Source organism: Devosia chinhatensis (assembly GCF_000969445.1).
Taxonomy (GTDB): Bacteria; Pseudomonadota; Alphaproteobacteria; order Rhizobiales; family Devosiaceae; genus Devosia; species Devosia chinhatensis.
This window is the reverse complement of sequence record NZ_JZEY01000061.1, coordinates 450,402-470,000: the sequence shown is the minus strand read 5'-3', so window position 1 is coordinate 470,000 and position 19,599 is coordinate 450,402. Positions and strand designations below refer to the sequence as shown.

General features: G+C 61.0%; 22 protein-coding genes and 1 tRNA gene (1 of these 23 cut by a window edge). 15 read left to right on the top strand and 8 right to left on the bottom strand.

The window, feature by feature from the left end; genetic code table 11:
- The 3 genes from VE26_RS12615 to VE26_RS12605 all read left to right on the top strand — a co-directional run.
- A protein-coding gene (locus VE26_RS12615; RefSeq protein ID WP_052715891.1) for a mechanosensitive ion channel domain-containing protein crosses the window boundary here: on the top strand, positions 1–388 show its 3' portion. 1,769 nt of this gene lie to the left of the window's left edge; only the last 388 of its 2,157 coding nucleotides appear in the window; its start codon lies beyond the left edge, outside the window; the stop codon is at positions 386–388.
- A gap of 172 nt (positions 389–560) precedes the next feature.
- Complete coding sequence (locus VE26_RS12610; RefSeq protein ID WP_046105593.1) at positions 561–1,766, top strand: lytic murein transglycosylase; 1,206 nt, start codon at positions 561–563, stop codon at positions 1,764–1,766.
- A gap of 162 nt (positions 1,767–1,928) precedes the next feature.
- Positions 1,929–2,927 (top strand): alpha/beta hydrolase, encoded by a 999-nt coding sequence (locus tag VE26_RS12605; RefSeq protein WP_244465695.1) that lies wholly within the window; start codon positions 1,929–1,931, stop codon positions 2,925–2,927.
- A gap of 27 nt (positions 2,928–2,954) precedes the next feature.
- On the opposite strand, the gene VE26_RS12600 is transcribed toward VE26_RS12605, so the two are convergent.
- The 3 genes from VE26_RS12600 to VE26_RS12590 form a co-directional block, all read right to left on the bottom strand.
- Positions 2,955–3,368 carry a VOC family protein gene (locus tag VE26_RS12600; RefSeq protein ID WP_046105592.1) on the bottom strand — a complete coding sequence of 138 codons (414 nt, stop codon included), beginning with the start codon at positions 3,366–3,368 and terminating at the stop codon, positions 2,955–2,957.
- 80 nt (positions 3,369–3,448) lie between these two features.
- Positions 3,449–3,934 carry a bacterioferritin gene (bfr, locus tag VE26_RS12595; RefSeq protein WP_046105591.1) on the bottom strand — a complete coding sequence of 162 codons (486 nt, stop codon included), beginning with the start codon at positions 3,932–3,934 and terminating at the stop codon, positions 3,449–3,451.
- Positions 3,900–4,211, bottom strand: coding sequence for a (2Fe-2S)-binding protein (locus VE26_RS12590; protein WP_046105590.1), 312 nt, complete (start codon positions 4,209–4,211; stop codon positions 3,900–3,902). The genes bfr and VE26_RS12590 overlap by 35 nt, the downstream gene beginning before the upstream one ends.
- 163 nt (positions 4,212–4,374) lie before the next feature.
- On the opposite strand from VE26_RS12590, the gene VE26_RS12585 reads away from it, so the two are divergent.
- Positions 4,375–5,223 carry an alpha/beta hydrolase gene (locus VE26_RS12585; RefSeq protein ID WP_052715890.1) on the top strand — a complete coding sequence of 283 codons (849 nt, stop codon included), beginning with the start codon at positions 4,375–4,377 and terminating at the stop codon, positions 5,221–5,223.
- Here VE26_RS12585 and VE26_RS12580 read toward each other — a convergent pair.
- Both VE26_RS12580 and VE26_RS12575 read right to left on the bottom strand, forming a co-directional pair.
- Positions 5,186–5,878, bottom strand: coding sequence for a DUF599 domain-containing protein (locus VE26_RS12580; protein ID WP_046105589.1), 693 nt, complete (start codon positions 5,876–5,878; stop codon positions 5,186–5,188). The genes VE26_RS12585 and VE26_RS12580 overlap by 38 nt on opposite strands.
- A gap of 66 nt (positions 5,879–5,944) precedes the next feature.
- On the bottom strand, positions 5,945–6,982 hold the full coding sequence (locus VE26_RS12575; protein WP_046105588.1) for an aldo/keto reductase: 1,038 nt from the start codon (positions 6,980–6,982) through the stop codon (positions 5,945–5,947).
- 196 nt (positions 6,983–7,178) lie between these two features.
- On the opposite strand from VE26_RS12575, the gene VE26_RS12570 reads away from it, so the two are divergent.
- Positions 7,179–7,255 (top strand) — tRNA-Met (locus VE26_RS12570).
- Positions 7,256–7,408: 153 nt separating this feature from the next.
- Here the strand turns inward: VE26_RS12570 and VE26_RS12565 are convergent.
- Complete coding sequence (locus VE26_RS12565; protein WP_046105587.1) at positions 7,409–8,032, bottom strand: hypothetical protein; 624 nt, start codon at positions 8,030–8,032, stop codon at positions 7,409–7,411.
- A gap of 190 nt (positions 8,033–8,222) precedes the next feature.
- Here VE26_RS12565 and VE26_RS12560 point away from each other — a divergent pair, with 190 nt between their 5' ends.
- The 7 genes from VE26_RS12560 (at position 8,223) to VE26_RS17195 (ending at position 16,379) form a co-directional block, all read left to right on the top strand.
- Positions 8,223–8,876, top strand: a complete 654-nt coding sequence (locus VE26_RS12560) for an FMN-dependent NADH-azoreductase (RefSeq protein ID WP_046105586.1) — start codon at positions 8,223–8,225, stop codon at positions 8,874–8,876.
- A 102-nt stretch (positions 8,877–8,978) separates the two neighbouring features.
- Positions 8,979–9,446 (top strand): MarR family winged helix-turn-helix transcriptional regulator, encoded by a 468-nt coding sequence (locus VE26_RS12555; RefSeq protein ID WP_052715889.1) that lies wholly within the window; start codon positions 8,979–8,981, stop codon positions 9,444–9,446.
- A 434-nt stretch (positions 9,447–9,880) separates the two neighbouring features.
- Positions 9,881–12,205 carry an LPS-assembly protein LptD gene (locus VE26_RS12550; protein ID WP_152658839.1) on the top strand — a complete coding sequence of 775 codons (2,325 nt, stop codon included), beginning with the start codon at positions 9,881–9,883 and terminating at the stop codon, positions 12,203–12,205.
- Positions 12,206–12,220: 15 nt separating this feature from the next.
- Positions 12,221–12,712, top strand: a complete 492-nt coding sequence (locus tag VE26_RS12545; protein ID WP_046105584.1) for a hypothetical protein — start codon at positions 12,221–12,223, stop codon at positions 12,710–12,712.
- Positions 12,713–12,840: 128 nt separating this feature from the next.
- Positions 12,841–13,434, top strand: a complete 594-nt coding sequence (locus VE26_RS12540; protein ID WP_046105583.1) for an alpha/beta hydrolase — start codon at positions 12,841–12,843, stop codon at positions 13,432–13,434.
- 57 nt (positions 13,435–13,491) lie between these two features.
- Positions 13,492–15,255 (top strand): sensor domain-containing diguanylate cyclase, encoded by a 1,764-nt coding sequence (locus VE26_RS12535; protein WP_244465694.1) that lies wholly within the window; start codon positions 13,492–13,494, stop codon positions 15,253–15,255.
- 68 nt (positions 15,256–15,323) lie between these two features.
- Positions 15,324–16,379 carry a DUF3298 domain-containing protein gene (locus VE26_RS17195; protein WP_152658838.1) on the top strand — a complete coding sequence of 352 codons (1,056 nt, stop codon included), beginning with the start codon at positions 15,324–15,326 and terminating at the stop codon, positions 16,377–16,379.
- Here the strand turns inward: VE26_RS17195 and VE26_RS12525 are convergent.
- The gene (locus tag VE26_RS12525) at positions 16,376–16,678 is read right to left on the bottom strand and encodes a GNAT family N-acetyltransferase (protein WP_046105582.1); all 303 of its coding nucleotides are present in this window, start codon (positions 16,676–16,678) and stop codon (positions 16,376–16,378) included. The two genes, VE26_RS17195 and VE26_RS12525, sit on opposite strands and share 4 nt — an antisense overlap.
- A gap of 134 nt (positions 16,679–16,812) precedes the next feature.
- Between VE26_RS12525 and VE26_RS12520 the strand changes: the two genes are divergently transcribed.
- Entirely contained in the window at positions 16,813–17,202 is a 390-nt protein-coding gene (locus VE26_RS12520) for a RidA family protein (protein WP_200897268.1), read from the top strand.
- 101 nt (positions 17,203–17,303) lie between these two features.
- Here VE26_RS12520 and nadA read toward each other — a convergent pair whose 3' ends face one another.
- Positions 17,304–18,362, bottom strand: a complete 1,059-nt coding sequence (gene nadA, locus VE26_RS12515) for a quinolinate synthase NadA (protein WP_046105581.1) — start codon at positions 18,360–18,362, stop codon at positions 17,304–17,306.
- A 161-nt stretch (positions 18,363–18,523) separates the two neighbouring features.
- Here nadA and eda point away from each other — a divergent pair, with 161 nt between their 5' ends.
- Together eda and VE26_RS12505 are read left to right on the top strand one after the other, a co-directional pair.
- Positions 18,524–19,159, top strand: coding sequence for a bifunctional 4-hydroxy-2-oxoglutarate aldolase/2-dehydro-3-deoxy-phosphogluconate aldolase (gene eda, locus VE26_RS12510; protein WP_046105580.1), 636 nt, complete (start codon positions 18,524–18,526; stop codon positions 19,157–19,159).
- A 61-nt stretch (positions 19,160–19,220) separates the two neighbouring features.
- Positions 19,221–19,580: a winged helix-turn-helix domain-containing protein gene (locus VE26_RS12505; RefSeq protein WP_046106309.1), complete on the top strand. Its 360-nt coding sequence runs from the start codon at positions 19,221–19,223 to the stop codon at positions 19,578–19,580.
- Positions 19,581–19,599: the final 19 nt, after the last annotated feature.

Sequence of the window (19,599 nt, the reverse complement as noted above, 5' to 3'; positions counted from 1 at the left end):
CTTTTCTTCGGTGGACCAGGTCTCCAACATGGTCCGCGGCTTCTCCTTTTATGTTGCTGATGTCGAGGTGGCCTATGACAACGACATTGAAGCGGTAAAGCAGACCATGCGTGACGCGTTCGACGTCGTTATGAACAGCGAGCACCGCGACGTCATTCTGGATGAACTCGATCCTCCCGTGCTGGTGGCTTTCACCCAAACCTCGATGAAGCTGCGCGCCAGGATCAAGACGCTCGCGGGAAAGCAATGGGGTGCAGGCCGACTTTACTCGGAAACCGTGTGGAGGCTCTTTGCGGAACGCGACATCGAGAAGCCGACGCCGCGGGTTTCTTATGTCCCGGGATTGCCAGCGCCTTGGAATGCCGATGAGGGCGGAAATCAGGGATAGGCGCGGCCAAACGCTTTCGTGATCGTGACCAGCGCTCGAGACGGTTTGCCTTAAGGCGATCTTAATTCAAGCGGTTAAAATTGAGATACGCGCTGTGGGGGCGGTAGCGACCACCATGCCGGCATGCGGCCCGGCATGCCGTGACTTTGTCTTTGCGTTTCACGAGGCCGAAATGTCCCATTCGTTCCGAGTTCTTCCTCTTCTCCGTCGGCTGAGCATCGTGCTGGCGATGTCTCTCTCCGCTGCGGGCGCCAGCCAGGCCAGTACCGCCGAATTCATCCGCGGCCTGTGGCCCGAGGTGGAGCGCGCTGGGGTCAGCCGGCAGGTCTTCGACGCCGCTTTTGCTGGTTACAATCCCATTCCGCAGGTGATGGAACTGACCAAGCGGCAGCCCGAGTTCACCCAGACGGTGCAGCAATATATCGATCGTCGCGTCAATGCCGCGCAGACCGGCAAAGGTCGGGCAATGCGCGGGGAATGGGCGCAGACGCTGGCCGGTGTGCAGCAACGGTACGGTGTACAGCCCGAGATCGTCCTCGCGATCTGGGGTATGGAAACCAATTTCGGCGGCTATATGGGCGGCAATAACACAATCCATGCTCTGGCCACGCTCACGCAGAATGGCTATCGCGAAAGCTTCTTTCGCGGCGAGCTGGTAACAGCGCTGCGCATTATCAGCGATGGCCACGTGTCGCCCAATGCCATGGTTGGCTCCTGGGCCGGGGCTATGGGACACACCCAGTTCATGCCGTCCAGCTTCATGCGTTACGCCGTCGATTACACCGGGGACGGCAAGAAGGATATCTGGAACTCGGTGCCGGACGCGTTGGGCTCGACGGCCAATTATCTCAAAAGTTTCAACTGGCGTCCCGGCGAAACCTGGGGCTACGAGGTCAAGCTGCCGCAAAATTTTGATTTCGCTACAGCCCGACAAATGGAAAAGGCGCCACTCAGCCAGTGGCAACGCTTGGGCATTGCGCGCGTTTCCGGCAGAGATTTTCCCCGCCTGTCCGACATGGCTCGGCTTTACATGCCCGCAGGCGCGCGGGGGCCAGCCTTTCTGCTGTTGCCCAATTTCGATGTCATCAAACGCTATAATAATTCCGACTCCTATGCGCTGGCCGTCGGACATCTGGCTGACCGGATCATCGGTGGCGGTGACTTTGTAACGCCATGGCCCAGCGGAGACTATGCGCTGACCCGGGCGCAACGCACCGAAGTGCAGACCTTGCTGAACAGGGCCGGTTACGATGTCGGATCGCCCGATGGCGTGGTGGGCCCCAAGACGCGGGCGGCCGTGATGGCCTACCAGCAACGTGCGGGCTTGCCTGCTGACGGACATGTGTCCGGTGCGCTGCTCGACCGGCTCAAGCGATAGGGCTATTGTTAACGCTCTGTTAACCCTGCCGGCGCAATCTGGATGCGCTTAAGCAGAGGGCAGGCCAGCGACCGGATTACGGCGCCCCTGCCTTCGCCCATTCTGGCGCTAGCGTGTGCTGTGCCAGCCAAAGCATTTTCATTTCATCAGGCCGAATTTCACATGACTGTGCTTCGTCGCGCTTTTGCCGTTCTTGCCGTCCTGGTCGCCTTCATACCGGCCAGCGCCCACGCGGTCTCGATCATGGATCCCTTCAACGTTCCCGCCGCCATGGATGGCGGCACGTCCAAAGTGGGCAGCAACATTGCGTATGGGGACGGCAATCGCAGCCGACTGGATGTCTATGCGCCCGAGCAGCGGGGCGCGCCGGCGCCGGTGGTCTTCTTCATCTATGGCGGCGGCTGGAGCCGGGGCGAGCGCGGGGAATATGAATTTGTCGGCCGGGCTCTGGCGTCACGCGGTTTCGTAACCGTCATTGCCGATTATCGTCTCTATCCCGAAGTCAGCTATCCGCTATTTCTTGAGGACGGCGCGCGTGCCCTGCGCTGGGTGCAGGACAACATTGCCAACTTTGGCGGCGACCCAAACCGCCTTTTTCTGGCAGGTCATTCGGCTGGCGCCTATAATGCGGTCATGCAGGCGCTCGATCCCTCGTTTCGGGCAGAGTTCGGCGTGACCATGCCGATTCTGGGCGTAGCGGCCTTGTCTGGCCCCTATGACTTTTACCCGTTCGAGTATAACGAGGTCCGCGACGTTTTCGGGCAGGCCCCAAGTCCAGAGGGCACGCAGCCGATCAACCTCATCACGTCCGAAGCGCCACCGATGTATCTGGCGACCGGCACCACAGACCCCATCGTCCGCATGCAGAATACCCAGCGGTTCGCCGACCGTTTGCGCGCTCAGGGCGTCTGGGTGACCACGCAATATTACGATGGCTTCGGTCATATGGAGCCGGTTATCGCCATGGGCTCCCTGTGGCGCTGGCGCATGCCGGTTCTCGACGACATGGTCGGGTTCTTTCAGCGATTTGGCGCGTTTCCCAGCGGCGTGCCGTATGTTGCCGTAGCGCCGGATGCGCCGGAAATGCTGCCGGATTCCATCATGCCGACCGATCAGATCGTCGAGCAACTGAACGCCATGTTCCAGCCCATCGAAGAATAAGACCGGCGTGCCTGCGCCTAGCCGGTCTTAGGTGACAGGCGTGATCTCAACGGAAATCGCCGAGCGCGCGTTGGGTCCATGGTATACGGCTTCTATATTGTTCCCGTCTGGGTCGAGCACGAAGCAGGCATAATATCCAGGATGGTAGTGTCGCTCGCCCGGCGCGCCATTGTCTTGGCCTCCGGCAGCAAGGGCAGCGCGATGAAAGGCGTCCACGCTGGCGCGGTCCTTAGCCTGAAATGCGAGATGGACATGCGAAACGGGGGTTTTGGCATCCGCTGCGTCGATGAACAATTCATCGACCTGCATCCAGCCTTCGCCGCGAGCACTGACGGGGATGTCCAGGATGACCAAAACCGCCTCGTAGAAATGGCGGCTCGCAGCAAAATTTCGGGCGCGGAGGTGTATGTGATCGATCAGACGTCCAGTGTGATAGGCCATTCGCATATCCTAATCGTTCACTGCAAAACAAAGCCGCCCGGAAAGTGTTCCGGGCGGCTTCTGAATTCGGTCTTTTAGGCCTACTCCGCTTCGTCGGCGGGAGCCGAATTGAGCTGGCCGTATTTCTCGGCCCCAATCTTTTCGAGCAGATCAAGCTGGGTTTCCAGAAAGTCGATATGGCCTTCCTCGTCTGCCAGCAATTCCTCGAACAGATTCTTGGAGACGTAATCCCCGAGTTCTTCGCACAGTTCGCGGCTGGCCTTGTAGGCCGCCCGGGCGTCATATTCGCCGGCGAGGTCGGCTTCGAGCACTTCCTTGATGGTCTGGCCGATGCGCAGGGGGGCGACGCGTTGCAGGTTGGGGTGGCCTTCGAGGAAGATGATGCGCTCGATCAGCTTGTCGGCGTGGTGCATCTCTTCGATGGATTCGGCACGTTCCTTTGCGGCCAGGCGCTTATATCCCCAGTCGTCGAGGAGCCGATAATGCACCCAGTACTGGTTGACTGCGCCGAGCTCGAGGAAAAGGGCCTCGTTAAGCCGCTCGATGACTTGTGCTTCGCCTTTCACGACGTACTCCATTCCGTTGCTTTTTGAGCTTTTCGAGTCCGGACTGGATCGTCACCAGCTCAGCGGGCTCGTGGGCTTGCTGTGCATGGTAATTTTCGGTGACCCGAACGATAATGTCCACCACATTCGGCACGCAGCCGGAGCATTTGGCGCGGCGGTTGAGCTCTGCATAGACCTTGGCCGGCACGACCAGCTGCCAGGGATCGGCCTTGAGAAGCTCGAGAACGATGTCCTCGATTTCCCGAGAGGTGATCATATTGCATTGGCAGACGAGCATGGCGGGGCCAGGAATAGGTCTCAACGGCGCGGAATAAACGCCTCCCATTCCTGAATGTCAACGTCATAAATTGTCGCCAGCCATTGGTCATCTCCATGCTGCAAATGCGTTTTTGAACCGGGGGCGGGTTCTGGGCGTAGTGAATCGGACACAGGCTGAACCGATGCATATCGATCCTCTCGACATTTTCAATTTGCTCATCCCCAAGGACAGGGGTTCATCCCGGATCGCCAAGGACTTGGCCTATGGTCCGCATGAGCGGCACAGGCTCGATATCTACGCGCCGCGCAGAGCAAACGCGCAAAGCCTGCCGGTAATCGTCTTCTTCTACGGGGGCAGCTGGGAAAGCGGCAGGAGGCAGGCTTACGCCTTCGTGGGCCACGCTCTGGCTTCGCTGGGCTATGTCGTCGTTGTGCCGGATTACCGCCTTCTGCCAGAAGTCGAGTATCCGCTATTCCTGGACGATTGTGCTGCAGCGCTTCGCTGGGTCCGGTCTCATAGTGCCTCCTACGGCGGGGACAGCGGCCGCATCGCCCTCGCCGGTCACTCAGCCGGCGCCTACAATGCGATGATGGTGGCGCTGGATCCTGGCCTGCGGACCAAGGCAGGCGTGGGGCCTTTCCTAAAGGGCGTGGCGGGCCTGTCCGGACCCTATGATTTCTTTCCATTTGACGGAGAGGTGTCGCGCCGGGTGTTCGGTGCCGTGCCGGACGGCCTTGCCACCCAGCCGATCAGCCATGTGACCAAGCAGGCGCCTCCACTCTGGCTCGGCACAGGGGATGCGGACCGCATGGTGCTGCCACGAAACAGCGATAGTTTGAAGAGGCTGCTGCGGGCGGCAGGAGGGCAGGCCGAGGTGCATCATTATGCCGGCATTGACCACGCTGGCGCGCTGCTCGCGCTCAGCCAGCCGCTGCGCTTCCGCGCGCCGATCCTTCGGGACATGGGCGTGTTCTTTGAGCGCGTGCTGACCCCTAGTCCTGCGCTTGCCGACGATGGCGCGCTGCAATGACAGCGGCAGATGCGGCGGTCCGATGGGCCGACGAGAAGAATTCGCGGTGCGCAAGCACCAGGACGGTGGCGAGACACACGGCGATGCCTAGCCATTCGGACACGAACCAGGCAACCGTCGCGACAGAGAAGTAATAGGCCCTGATCCCGGAATTGAAGTTCTTGGCGCCGAGAGCATTCATGCGGGCGATGGCCTCTATTTCCTCGTCGCTTGTCGCTCGATCGTGGTCGAGCGCGCCCAGCATGATGCAGAAATGGTTGAACTGGCGCAGTGAGAGCGTAAAGGCAAAGAATGCCAGAACGAACATGGCCAACATGACCGCCAGATGGATCTGCACGTCGATCACCGTGTAGGTGCGCTCCAGCGAGAGCGAGTCGAGCGTTTCCATCAGCGTGGGCAATTGGCCAAAGACCGCAAACACAGCCAGCACCAGCAGTACCGAAGTGGAGGCCAGGAAACTTACCGAACCCATGATATTGCCCGACAAGATCGCGTCGAATGGACTTTCGCGGCGTGCCGCATTGGCCACCCAGCGCCGACGTTGCATGTTCATGATCGTCGAAAGCGAGGGCCGAAGCTTTTCGATCTGCGGGACCACGATATTATAGGCGAGGTAGACCAAGAGAGGAAAAATCGAAGTCAGCGTCGTCGTCACGGTCCGTCTCCCGGCGCAGGCTGTTTGGCGCGACTATATCGCTGCGCCGGGATTCGCAAACAGGGTTCAGATGGGGCGAGGATTGTCGCGATAGACGGCGTTGATGTCCGCCAGCACATCCGATGACAATTCCATGCCGGCTGCGCCCAGAACCTGGGTCAACTGCTCGGTGCTGGTAGCGCCAATGATCGTTGAGGTCATGAAGGGACGGCTGCGACAGAAGGCGATGGCCATCTGCACCGGGTCAAGGCCGTGTTTGCCTGCCAGTGCGTGATAATCCCGCGTGGCACGATCCGAATGCGCGTTCAGCCGCCAGAAGCCCTTCTGATAATCCTTGCGGCTGCCTTCTGGCGTGGCCCCGTTGAAATATTTCCCGGTGAGCAGGCCGCCCGCCAGTGGCGAATAAGCAAGAAGGCCGACATCCTCGTGATGGCTGAGCTCGGCCAGATCGTGGTCGAACAGGCGGCGCAGCAGGCTATATTCGTTTTGCACCGATACCAGGCGTGGCAGGTTGCTTTGTTCGGCGATGCGTAGCCATTGGGCAATGCCCCAAGTGGTTTCGTTGGATACCCCCACATGGCGGATCTTGCCCTGCTTGACGAGGTCACCGAGCGTTTCGAGCATATCCGTGATGTTGGCGCGAATGTCGGCGCTATCTTGGCGGGACGGATCGTATTTCCAGTAATTCTCGAAGTGATAATGTCCCCGGCTTGCCCAGTGAATCTGATAGAGATCGATATAATCGGTCTTGAGCCGACGCAGGCTGGCATCCAGTGCCTGGCGAATCGAGGGCCCGTCGGCGCGATGGCCGTTGCGCAGGAAACTGTTGCCGCCACCGGCAATTTTGCTGGCCAGCACCCATTTGTCCCGATCTCCATGCGTGGCAAACCAGTTGCCGATGATTTCCTCGGTCCGGCCGCTGGTTTCGGCGCTACCCGGAACGGCATAGAGTTCGGCGGTGTCCATGAAATTGATGCCCGCGTCGCGCGCCAGGGCGATCTGGGCGTGGCCTTCCTTCTCGGTGTTCTGGCTGCCCCAGGTCATGGTGCCCAGACATAGATCGGTGACCCTGATGTCAGTGCCGCCAAGTGATTTTAATTGCATCGAATTCCATTCCGGGTTGCCAGTTCGGCGCGGAGCCTAGACCAGGCATGGCACGCTAGGAAGCGTTCAGCGGTCCTTGCCGATGGTTCGGCGGAGGATTTTCCCCAGGGCTGTCAAAAAACCGTCGCAAGGGGTTGAGGTCTTCGTGCGCAGCCCCTATATAGCCCTCACACCGCGCCGCAAGCGCTGTGAATGACGCGGGATGGAGCAGCCCGGTAGCTCGTCAGGCTCATAACCTGAAGGTCGCAGGTTCAAATCCTGCTCCCGCAACCAATGCACCCCTAAATGCTTCGGCGTTTAGGGGTGTTTCCTTTTCGGGACCATCGATTGTGGTCTACTGTGGTCTACGATAGAGCTGCCGGCTTCCGTCTTGGTCGTACCCTGCATTTGCGTTGCAAGATTTCGGCATAGTTGTCAGCCCACCGATCAGCGTAGCAGGCCTAGACGCTCGAACTCGTCCCAGCCCTTAAGGCCGGTTTGTGTTTCGCCCTTGCTTGCCACGCCCGCACGTTCCTTTTTCTCGGCCTTGAGGCACTTGGCCTTCCCGGCGGCCTTGCGCCGATTTTCTGCCGCGGCGATTGCGTCATCTTCGCGCCAGGTCGTCACCCGATCCTCGTTGAGAACGTTTTCCACCATGCGGGGGTCGAAAACATGGAAGGTGATCTTCTTGGCGCGGCCCGCCAATTTGACAGTGCGGGTTCCGGCGCTGGGCAAACGGCCATCCTTGAGCCAGCGATGCCGCTCGGTGGTGGAAATGGAAAGGATGTCCTCGATCTCGCGAGGTATGATCGGAAGATCCTCGATGCCATCCAGTTTCTGAGCGACGATGGATGAGGCCTTGGCAAATTCAGTTCGTGCTTCGACCGGCAGCCGGAGGACCATGGCTCCAGCAATGACGTCCAGCGTTTTCCTGACATTCAATGGCAAGCCAGCCCGAACCTCAAGTACCAAGCCCTTGGCCCGGACCGAAGAGCCGAGCGTTGCTGCAACTGGCAAGGGCCATTCCCTCACTAGGTCGGTGGGTAAATTTGGCTTTGGCTTGGCGGGCATGGTGATCAGATAGGGGTGGAGTAAGGCGAACGCAATGCGGTGGTGCAGGTGATCAGGGCGTCGTTATCGGAGAGCAGTAGCAAATATCACTTACCCTCATAGCTCGATCTGAACGGACGTTGGAATCGTCTTGAATTCAGATCATCTGTTATATATATGATCTGTATCTATATGATATGGATTACATACGATGACCACGATTTTTCGTCTCGACGCCAGCATTCGAGCGCAGGGCTCAGTGACAAGAGCCGTTGCCGACACGCTGCAGGGCGAGCTCATCGCGCGCCTGGGGCAAGCCAGTGTCGTCGCGCGCGACATCGGGCTGAGCCCTTTGCCGGCGCATGCCTGGGCCGGTGCAGTATTCGCTCCGCACGTGCCGGCAGAACAGAGGTCGGTCGAGCAAAAGGAGGGTCTCGCGCTCGGCACCCTTCTGGCCGATGAATTGCTGAACGCGGACGCGTACGTTTTTGCGCTGCCATTTTACAATTTCGGCGTGTCGCAGCACTTCAAGGCCTATGTCGACATCCTGCTCACCGAACCCCGCTTCGCACCCGGTCAGCCTCAGCTGATCGGGGGGCGCCCCGCACATCTGATCATCGCGCGTGGTGGTGGCTATGGCCCCGGCACGCCGCGGCACGGCTGGGATCATGGCACGGCTTGGTATCAGCGCGTATTGGGCGACATTCTTGGCCTCGACCTTGCGACGACCGAGGTGGAGCTGACCCTGGCAGACACCAATCCGGCCATGGAAGGGCTGCGCGGACTTGCTGCGGAAAACCTGGCGCAGGGACATGCCCACGCGAGCCAAAGTGCGGGCGTTCTTGCGCAGCGACTGCAGGGTTAACCGCTTCTGGACTTCAGCAATGGCGGTGGCTACATGTATGACATGAGCAATCCGGAGCACAGGTCAACACAGCCACCGCCATTCGCCTCACTTGGCTGGGCCTTGGCGACCCTCCTGCGTGACTACCAGAAGCAAGTCGAGGCAGCGCTCACCGGGCTTCCCGGCGGTGGTCGCGCCTTCATGGTCATGTCATTGGTGCAAAGGGAAACCTGCCAGAGCCAGATCGCCATTGCCGAGCGGATCGCGCTCGACAAGACCACTTTGACCTATCTTCTCGATGGCCTCGAGAAAGAGGACCTCATTCGACGCGTAAGCGATCCAAATGATCGTCGCAGTCGCCATATCAACCTCACGCCCAAGGGAGCCAAGGCGCTGGTCGGGTTTTCCCAGGCGGTCGAGCATATCGAAGAGGGCATACTCGCCCGCCTCGACCCCAAGGATGCTGCCCTGTTCCGCGTGTCGCTGAGCAAGGCCGCTGGCCTTGAGGCGGTGAGCGAAGAAAGCCGCGCCGAGCAGACCGACAGCGCTCATATCTGCAAGACCGTGGTGAGTGCCGACGAGGCCTGCTGATGCTCGTCCGCACACGGTGCGCGGACGACTTGCCTCAGACAGTCGCGGAATCCACTCAGGCCGGTCCAGATAGCATGTTGGGCGTTGCGTGCTTATGACCGCGTGACCGCGCCGCAAACTGCTATCGATCATTGGATCATCAGGCATCGGCGCGTCGACAGCTGAGATTTTCACCTTCTGGCTATTGCTTCGTTGGGACACCCTCCGCCTCCGATGCGACTTGGGGCGAGATCTGTTGCCCTGACGTATCAGCTGGCGGGCGCGCTGGATGGGTTTGCCAATTGTTCATTGCCCGGGACTAGATTGATCGGTAGCTTTGCGGCATTGGATTGTCCGCGAGTGGCGCACAGGGAGCGACTGGTGTTTGAGTTCGGCCGCAGGGCGTTCCATTATTTCCCGATTCTGGGGAATTCGGGGAGCCAGGACCAATAGTGTTGAGACGCGTTCGTCGCCATATGCGCCGGAGCTGGCCTGTGCTGGCTGCCCTGGCGGCTCTAGGCCTTGGGTCGGCTCTGCCGGTTCATGCGCAGGGCCTTGTGCCGGCGGATTTCTTCAATGCCCCGATCGACCCCTCGGCGCCCACTGCGGTGGAAGCAGAGGAACTCGTTTTCGATTCGGTCGCCAACATCATCACGGCCCGTGGGGACGTGGTCGTGCGCATCAGCGGCTATACGATCGCCGGCAATGAGCTGGTCTATCGCCGAACGAGCGGCGAGATGGAGGTTCTGGGCGATGTCCGGGTCACCGACCCTGCCGGCAATGTCTCTCAGAGCGCGAGGCTGGCGCTGACCGGCGGGCTCAAGCGCACCGTGCTTGATTCCATGACCATCACAGCGAGCGATGGCTCCCGCATCAGCGCTGACAGTGCCGATTTCGACCAGGAATTGCGCTCCATTCTGACCAACGCGCAATACGCCCCCTGCGGCGAGTGTGTCGACAATCGCGGCCGGCGCATCGGCTGGTCAATCAGCGCTGCCAAAGTCGTGCAAAGCGCCGAGGACGGCTCGATCAGCTTCGAGCAGCCTGTTCTGTCTCTTTTGGGCGTGCCGGTGGCGTGGCTGCCCTATCTCTGGCTGCCAGATCTCAGCGACAGTTCACTTGCCATGCTGCCGAGACCCAGCCTTGCCTACAGCGAGCAGATCGGGGTCAAGGCCGAGGTATCCCTGCCGGTCTATTCGACGCGCAGTACCGATATTGTCCTGACCCCGACCCTCCTCTCGCGCCAAGGTTTTCTTCTCGGTGCGGAATGGGTGCAAAGGTTCGACCAAGGCTCGATGCGGATCAAGGCGTCGGGGCTCTACCAGCTCGACAAGGCTGCCTTCACATTCCCCGATGCCCGGCGCGACATGCGGGGCGCAGTGCAGGCGCAGGGCGAGTTCCAGCCGATCGAAGACTGGACCCTGGGTTTTGCCTATGCGGCATTTTCGGACAGTGCCTATTTTCAGGATTACCTGCTCGACCCCCGTCGCGCCGGAATCAACGAGGTTTATGCCACGCACCTGACGGCCGAGACCTATGTCGATGCGCGGGTTCAGCAATATAACCTGCTCGGTGACGTCGCCAATCAAACGCGCGAACAACAGGGATTGGCGCTGCCCAATGTGCGTGTCGAACGCACTTTCAAGCTGGCGCCTGGCGCCGGCCACGTCACCGTAGAGGGACGAGTGCTCAATATTCACCGCGTGCGGGACAATGGGAGCACTTTCAATGGCGTGGCCTATGATTACGGCTATGCCGGTACGAGGCTTCATGGCATGGCCCAGGCCAGCTGGCAAAACCAATGGATCGCTGGCGGTGCCGTCCTGACGCCCTTTGCCGGAATTCGCCTGGACGCCGCCAGTTACGACCGGAGCACCGGACAGGTTTTCGACCCTGCTGTGCAGGCCCCGGCCGACGGGACGCTGCTGGGCGTTACCCCGGTTGCCGCACTTGACCTGCGCTATCCGCTTGCGGCGCGCAGTCCAGGCATCACCCACCTCGTCGAACCCATTGCGCAGATCGTCTATCGCGGTGCCTCGAGCGTCCAGCCGGGGATTACCAATGAGGATTCGCAAAGCGTGGTTTTCGACGATGCCAACCTTTTTAGCTATAACCGGTTTACGGGGATCGACCGCCAGGAAACCGGTCTTCGCATGAATCTGGGCGGCCGCTATCTGGCGAGTTTCGACGATGGCAATCATCTCGAGTTGATTGCCGGGCAATCCTTCCAGCTGGCGGGAGACAATGCTTTCGCCATGGCCAATCGGCAGAACGCTGGCGTGGGTTCAGGCCTTGAAGCCACCTCATCCTATGCGGTTCTGGGAGCCTATGGCGTCCTGGCAGACCGTGTACGACTGGGAGGCAAGGTGCAGGTCGATACTGCAACATTCGACATCGCCCGCGCCGGCCTCGGTGTGTCCTATGCGCAAGATGGCTGGAGCGGGGCGCTCAATTATCGCTATGCAGAAGCCGTCGCAGCGGCCGGCAATGTCAGGGACCTGCACGAGCTGGGTGGAGACGTAAGCCTGCCCATCGACGAATATTGGTCGGCGCACGGCAATTACTATTGGGACATTTCTGGTAACACGTTCCTTCAGGCTGGCGGCGGGCTGACCTATAATGACGGCTATCTCAATGTCGGTGCCAATCTGACGCGCACGGGAGCAACGCACCGGACGCCGAACGACCTGCGTGCCACCGTATCGTTCCGCTTGATGGCACCGGCGGGTTTTGACGCCGGTTTTTCGAACACCCTGCCATTGCCCAATCTGATGCAGTAGCAAAGAGAGGCCCTTGTGAACAGACGACGCACTTTCGCGGTCATCGGGGCCGGCGTGCTGGCACTCGGCCTTGCAAGCTGCACCAGCTTTGCGCCGGTCTATGGCGATCGCGCCGGCGGCGGCATGGCTTTGGCCCGGTTCAATTTCGCCCCGCCCACAAACCGACTGGAACAAGTCATCCTCAATCGGCTGAAGGTTGCCTTCCCGGAGCCGCCGGGCCCCACCGACCCCATCGTTTCGGTGACCGTTTCCAGCAGCACTCTGGCCGGGTCGCTGTCCAGTTCGATCTTGGTGGGAGAGCCTGTAGCCGTGCGCGTGACGGCCACGCTGAAAATTGCGCGCGGTGACGAGACAGTGTTTACCGCCACGCGCGCCAGCGACACGTCCTATCAAGGCGGCAAGCTTTCGCCCACAGAGCGGGCCTCAGCAATCGGGGCCGGCGAGCAGGCTGCGGCGGCCGCTGCAGAGGCATTGCGCGCAGCGATCCTGGCGGGCTACCGGCCTTAAGCAACAGCAGATTGGCCCTTTGCCATCTTCGGCATTGTTTCCCATTAGGCAACAGAGCGTGACGATGCGCAGTTATTGCGCCTTGGCGCCAAACCGCCGATATCGGAAGCAGAACAGGAGATCATGCGATGAGCCCATATCAGTTCCGTGCCGCAGATGGCGCCAATCCTGACTCCCCGGTCATTTTCCTGTTCCATGGGACGGGTGGAGACGAAAACCAGTTCTTCGAGATTGCCGGCCAATTGCTGCCGCAGGCGCGGCGCGTAGCTCCGCGCGGGGATGTCAGCGAGCATGGTGCGCTGCGCTATTTCCGCCGCACCGGTGAAGGCGTCTATGACATGGCCGACCTCGCACAGCGCACGGAAAAAATGGCGGAATTTATCGCCGAGCAGATCGGTGCGGTCCGCCCCTCTCGCGTCATCGGTCTGGGATATTCCAACGGTGCCAATATTTTGGCTTCGGTTATGTTCGCCGCGCCGGCGCTGTTCGACCAGGCTATCCTTATGCATCCGCTGATCCCCTTTGCGCCGCAGGCGGCCAACTTTTCCGGACGGAAGGTGTTGATTACAGCCGGGCAGCGCGATCCGATAGCGCCTGCCGCCGCTACGCAGGCTCTGGCCGATTATTTCAGCGCCAACGGCGCCGAAAGTCGCCTGGCGTGGCATGCTGGCGGCCATGAAATCCGCCAGGAAGAGATCATGGCGGTTCAGCAGTTCATCTGATCCAGCCTTTTGGCGTGACTGGCTTTTTAACCGGTTCTTGAGCGTTTGGCGGCGAATATGGGTCCCTCTACGAGGTGTCCCATCCGCTTCATCGGTCATCACATTGCCCGAACCCTGTCCCTCAGGGTGGTGGTTTTCGTCCTGCTCGGCTTTGCCGCCGTGGCCGTTCCCGCCTATGCTGCGTTCACCTGGATCACCAATTCCACGATCATCCAGCTCGGCACGCTCTTTGCAGAAAAGCAGGTGCTCTATGACCGGCACCGTGGATTGGGCGCGCTGATGCGCGAGGTGGCGCTGGCGGAGGCTCTCGCCGGTAGCCAGGCGATCCGTGACTGGGCACGCAACGAGGATGATCCGCTCCTGACGCGTCGCGGTCTCGCCGAACTGGAACATTACCGGCAGAGTTTTGCGGACGGCTCCTATTTCTTCGTCATCGACGGGTCGGGGAACTACTATTTCAACGATGCAGCCAATTCCTATGCCGGCAATCAACGCCGCTATGCGGTCGATCCGCAGAACCCGAGGGATTTGTGGTATTTTTCGACCAAGGCGCTGGGTGAAGGCTGCCATCTCAATGTCGATAATGACGCCAACCTGCGCGTCACCAAGGTTTGGATGAATTGTGTCATTCGCGAAGGACGCAAAGTCCTGGGCGTTCTGGGCACGGGCATCGATCTGACCGCTTTCATCCAGGAAGTGGTGAATGTTCCGCAGACAGGCGTGACGTCCATGTTCGTGGATCGCCGGGGGCAGGTCCAGGCACACCGGAACCAGGACCTCGTCGATCTGGCCAGCCTTTCCGCCGAGATGCGTGACAAGCGCAGCGTTTTTTCGCTGGTCGACACGGCTTCGGATCGACAGACGCTGCAAGCCCTGATGGACGATGTCTCGGCTGGCGGGACTATGGTGCGCTCGGCCTTTGTCGACATCGGCGGCCAGCAGACCCTGGTCGGGGTGGGTTATCTCGACCGGTTGGGCTGGTACAATGTGACGCTTATGGATGTCGATGCCATCATCGACCGACGCCTGTTCCTGCCCGTAGGCATCTTGCTCATCGCCGTCATGGGGGGCGTCGCGGCCCTTCTCACCCTGGTTTTCAAGAGAACCGTCCTTGATCGCCTGGTGGTGCTTGAAACCGTTGTGCGCGAGGCGCGATCGTGCACTTTTGGCCCTGCCTTCGGGTTCGGCAATGCGGCGGGGGACGAAATCGACAGGCTCGGCGCTGCCTTTGCGGAAATGGCCAATGCGGTCGATGACAATACGCGCCTTCTTGAGGCGCGCGTCGACGAGCGCACGCGGGAATTGCAATTGCTGGCCTTCCGCGACGGGCAAACCGGCGTTCTCAATCGGCGGGGATTTGCTGCCGCTCATAAGCAGATCGCCGGCACAGCATCATATGGTCTATTGCTGATCGATATCGACCAGTTCAAGGCCATAAATGACACGTTCGGCCATGCCGCCGGGGACGTTGTGGTCGGTGATGTTGCGCGGCGCATCGAGGCCGCCACGGGTCGCGACGGCATCTGCGCGCGTTGGGGCGGGGACGAATATATCGTTCTTCTGCCCGAAGCGTCCGGCCTTTCCCTTCGCGCCTTGGCGCAGGCGGTGCTCGCTGCCATGCGGACAAGTCCTGTTGCGCTGCCCGACCAGCGCGACATGGAGATTTCCGTCAGCATCGGGGCCTCTCTGGCCGATGCGGGCGACCGACTGGAGATCGCGGTAGATATGGCTGATGCTGCCCTTTATCTGGCGAAAGCCCGGGGCCGGGATCAGTTGGTGGTCTTCGACGCCGACATGCAGCCTCAACCCCGCCGCGCTTGACCGCTCCTGTGGTGACGTCAGCCTTGCATGTTGATAACCTCTTGTTCGACTCTCAGTCGGAGGCTCTGATGACCCGCCTTTTCGTCCTTCCAGCAGCGCTGCTCGGTCTTTTCGGTGCACCCTCGATTGCCGCTCATGCGGCCAGCTTTGATTGTACCAAGGCGGGGACGCCGTTCGAGCGGGCCATCTGCGACAATCCTGAGCTTTCCGCTGCCGATACGCGGCTGGCCGCTACCTATGAGAGTGCTGTCGGCGGGCTTTCCGAGGCCGCGCGGGGTGCGGTGCGAACGGGGCAAAGGGAGTGGCTGAGCTATGCGCAGCGGGCCTGCTCCCGCGACGCCAAGCCCTTGGTAGTCGGGGTTTATGACGATCGGGGTGTGTCTTGTCTGGTTGAAATCTTCAACAGCCGAAGCACGGTGTTGGAGCAGAGCCGCATGGTCGAGGGGATTCGTTTTTACCCGATGGCCCGTTACGAGGCGCTGCCGGATCCTAATGAAATCGATAATCCAGACTCCTGGTCGCCTGTCGCGCATCATGAGCTGAGCTGGATCGAAATCGACGGAGCGCAGGATTTTGCAGCCGATTTCAACGCTGCAATTGCTGAAGATGCCCTCGCGCTGTCGCCGGTGATTGCCGGTACGATCGGCCCGGACAGCGAGGACGACGGCAGCACGAGCGATACCGACAATTCCCTGGGGCTGGAAGCGGTTGCCGGGGCGAGCCGGATCACGCTCAATGGCACAACCTATTGGTATGGACACGGCGCTGCGCATGGCAATTGGGGCATTTTCTACCGCCATTACCTGGTGAAGGAAGGTCGCTTCATGCAGGCCAGCGACCTGTTTTCCGGCGAAGGCTGGGAGGCGGCGCTGGTGGACCTGGCGCTTGCTGCCGCCGAGGCGGAGCATGGCGACAACCTGATGCTGGACGATACCAGCTATATGGCCGAGGCCGTGGTCGATCCGCAGCGCTGGGATCTGTCGGACCCCTACGCGCTGGTGATCCAGTTTCAGCCCTATGAGATCGCGGCCTATGCCTATGGCGCGCCCGAAGTGCGGGTCAAGTGGGAGGATATCGAGGGTTATCTCGTTGATGGCGCTGACGAAATTCGGTTCGGCTACTAGGCCTGCGCCAGAAGGTCGGCCCAGTCAGGATGGCGGCGGAACTGGACGACGACATAGGGGCATACAGGCTTGATCTTAAAGCCTTTTTCCCGAGCGTCGGCAATGGCGGCCTTGACCAGCTGGAGCGCGATGCCGCGACCCTCGAACTGCGGCGGAACGCCGGTATGGTCGATGACCATGGGACCGTCAGCGGCCTGGCGATAGGTCATCTCGGCCTCCAAACCCGGCGCCAGATCAATGACATAGCGACCGCCGGCGGGGCTTTTCTCGTGGACGATGGCGTATTCGGTGTCGGCCATGGCTGGCGCCTTTCTCGTTTGTCGCCGACAATGTGGGACTTTCGCCGCGGCATCGCAAGTCGGTGGCTGCGGTCAACAGACTGTTCACGTTGAGCTTCGCCTCAGCCCGCTAATGAGAAGATACGATGTCGGATCTGCTGCACCACATGATTTCGACCGGCCCCCGTCCGGTCGCTCCGTTCAGCCACGCGGTGGAAACAGATGGCTGGGTCTTCGTGACCGGCCAGATGCCGACCGATCCGGACGCGCCCGATGCGCCCTTGCCCGAGGGGATCGAGGCGCAGACGAGGCGCGTGGTGGACAATCTCAAGATCGTTCTTGGGGGGATCGGGCTGGGGCTCGAGCATGTGACCATGGCGCGGATCTATCTCACCCAGTTCGAGCGCGATTATGCCGCGCTCAATGCGCTCTGGCCGCGCTTTTTCGAAACCGGCAAGTTGCCGGCGCGGACCACGGTGGGCGTGACGGCCTTGGCGGTGGGGGCGCTGGTGGAGATCGATCTCGTGGCAAGGCGCCCGGGATAGCGCCCTGGGCTCTACCCCCTTCGGGCCTGGCCAGCTGCGCCCATGAAGGCCTTGGCCTTTATTGCGCTCGAAGGTGCTTTGGCGTCGCGGACGCGGAAGGGTTAGTCGCGCTTGCGGCTCATTTCGATCATGCGTTCCACCGCCTGGCGGGCGGGGCCGATAATGTCGGCAGGAATGGTGACTTCCTCGCTCATCGTGTGCAGCGACCACAGGACATTTTCGAGATTGATGCGCTTCATGTGCGGGCAGATGTTGCAGCCGCGCAGGAAATCGACGCCGGTGGTCTCGGAAGCCACATTATCGGACATGGAGCATTCGGTGACCATGACCACGCGAGGTGGTTTTGTGGTCTTGACCCAATCGATCATGGCGGCCGTGGAGCCGGCAAAGTCGACCGCGTCGATCACTTCGGGCGGGCATTCGGGATGGGCGATGATCTTGGCTGCCGGATAGGCATGGCGCAGCTCGGCGATGTCCTCGGCGGTGAAGGTTTCGTGAACCTCGCAGGCCCCGGCCCAGGTGATGATATTCTTATGGGTCTTCTTGGCGGTGTTCTTGGCCAGGTACTGATCGGGGATCATCATCACCGTGTCGCCCTCGACCCGGTTGACGATGTCGAGCGCGTTGGACGAGGTGCAGCAGACGTCGGTGACGGCTTTGACGGCAGCGGATGTGTTCACATAGGTGACGACGGGCACGCCGGGATAGCGGGCGCGCATGGCCATGACATCCTCGGCGGTGATGCTCTCGGAGAGCGAGCACCCGGCGCGGCTGTCGGGAATGAGTACGGTCTTTTCCGGGTTCAGCATCTTGGAGGTTTCGGCCATGAAATGGACGCCGCACTGCACGATGACCGATTGGTGGACCCGCGTGGCCTCGATGGCCAATTGCAGGCTGTCGCCGACGACGTCGGCGACGCCGTGATAGATCTGCGGGGTCTGGTAATTGTGGGCGAGGATGACCGCGTCCTTCTCCTTTTTGAGCCGGTTGATCTGCACGATCAGCGGCGCATAGAAGGACCATTCGATTTCCGGGATCTTGTCCTTGACCCGCTCGAAGACGGTTTCGGTTTCGCGTTCCACCGCCTTGGAAAATTTCAGATCGAAGCTGTCGGCCAGGATGGCGCGGGCCTCGGATAGCGGGGTCAAGGCATTGATCATCTGCACCATGGGGGCCTCCCTGCCGGGGTCGCGTCCGCCGCCCCCGCTCCAGTGCGCGGAACCTAGGGATTTTTGCCTTTCATTTCAATGAATGGCCTTGCGGGAAGTTTGCCGGACGCCTAACGCTTTTGCCGACTTCTTCCAGAAGAGGACTATTTGTCATGCCGCAGGACGCAAACGCCATCCGCTCCATTCTGTCGCTGGCCCCGGTCGTGCCGGTCATCATTCTTGATGACGTGGCGCAGGCCCGGCCGCTGGCCGAAGCCCTGGTGGCCGGTGGCCTGCCGGTGCTGGAGGTGACGCTGCGCACCCCCAATGCGCTCAAGGTGATGGAAGAGATGGCCAAGGTGACCGGCGCCATCGTCGGCTCGGGCACAGTGCGCAATGCCGGCCACATGAAGGCGTCGGTGGATGCGGGCTGCCGCTTCATGGTGTCTCCGGGCGCCTCGCCGCGCCTGCTCGACGCGGCCGACGATGTCGCCATTCCGCTCCTGCCCGGCATCGGCACCCCGACCGAGGCGATGGCTGCAGCCGAGCGCGGCTATTCCTTCCTCAAGTTCTTCCCGGCCGAAGCATTGGGGGGCGCCCCGGTGCTCAAGGCCTTCGCCTCGCCGCTGCCGGACATTACCTTCTGCCCGACCGGCGGGATCGATGCCGAAAAGGCCAAGACCTATCTCAGCCTGCCCAATGTGATCTGCGTGGGCGGCAGCTGGATCATGCCGGCCGATGCCCTGGCAGGCGGGGATTTCGCACGGATCGAGGCTCTGGCGCAGGAAGCGAGCGCCCTGCGAGGGTAAGACCTGACTTGCAAGAGTGTCGACCGTCGCCACCGCCCGGCTGGTTGGGGTACAAAGCGCGATGACCGAACCCCGCCAGGCCCTTGGCCACCTGCGCATCGTTCTATCGGACTCGGCCTATATCGGGCCGGGGCGGGCCGATCTGCTCGAGGGAATTGCCAAGACCGGCTCCATCTCTGCGGCGGGCAAGGCGATGGGAATGAGCTACAAGCGGGCCTGGGGCCTGGTGCAGGCGCTCAATGATGGGTTTGGCGCGCCGCTGGTGGAAACCAATCGCGGCGGGGTCGGGCAGGGCGGGGCGGTTTTGACGCCGCTCGGGCAAAAGGTCCTGGCCCATTACCGGGACATGCAGCGCAAGACGGAACGTGCCGTCGCCGATGATGTTGCGGCGCTGCGGGCGCTCTTGTCCGATATTTCCTGACGAACATATCGCTTGCGTC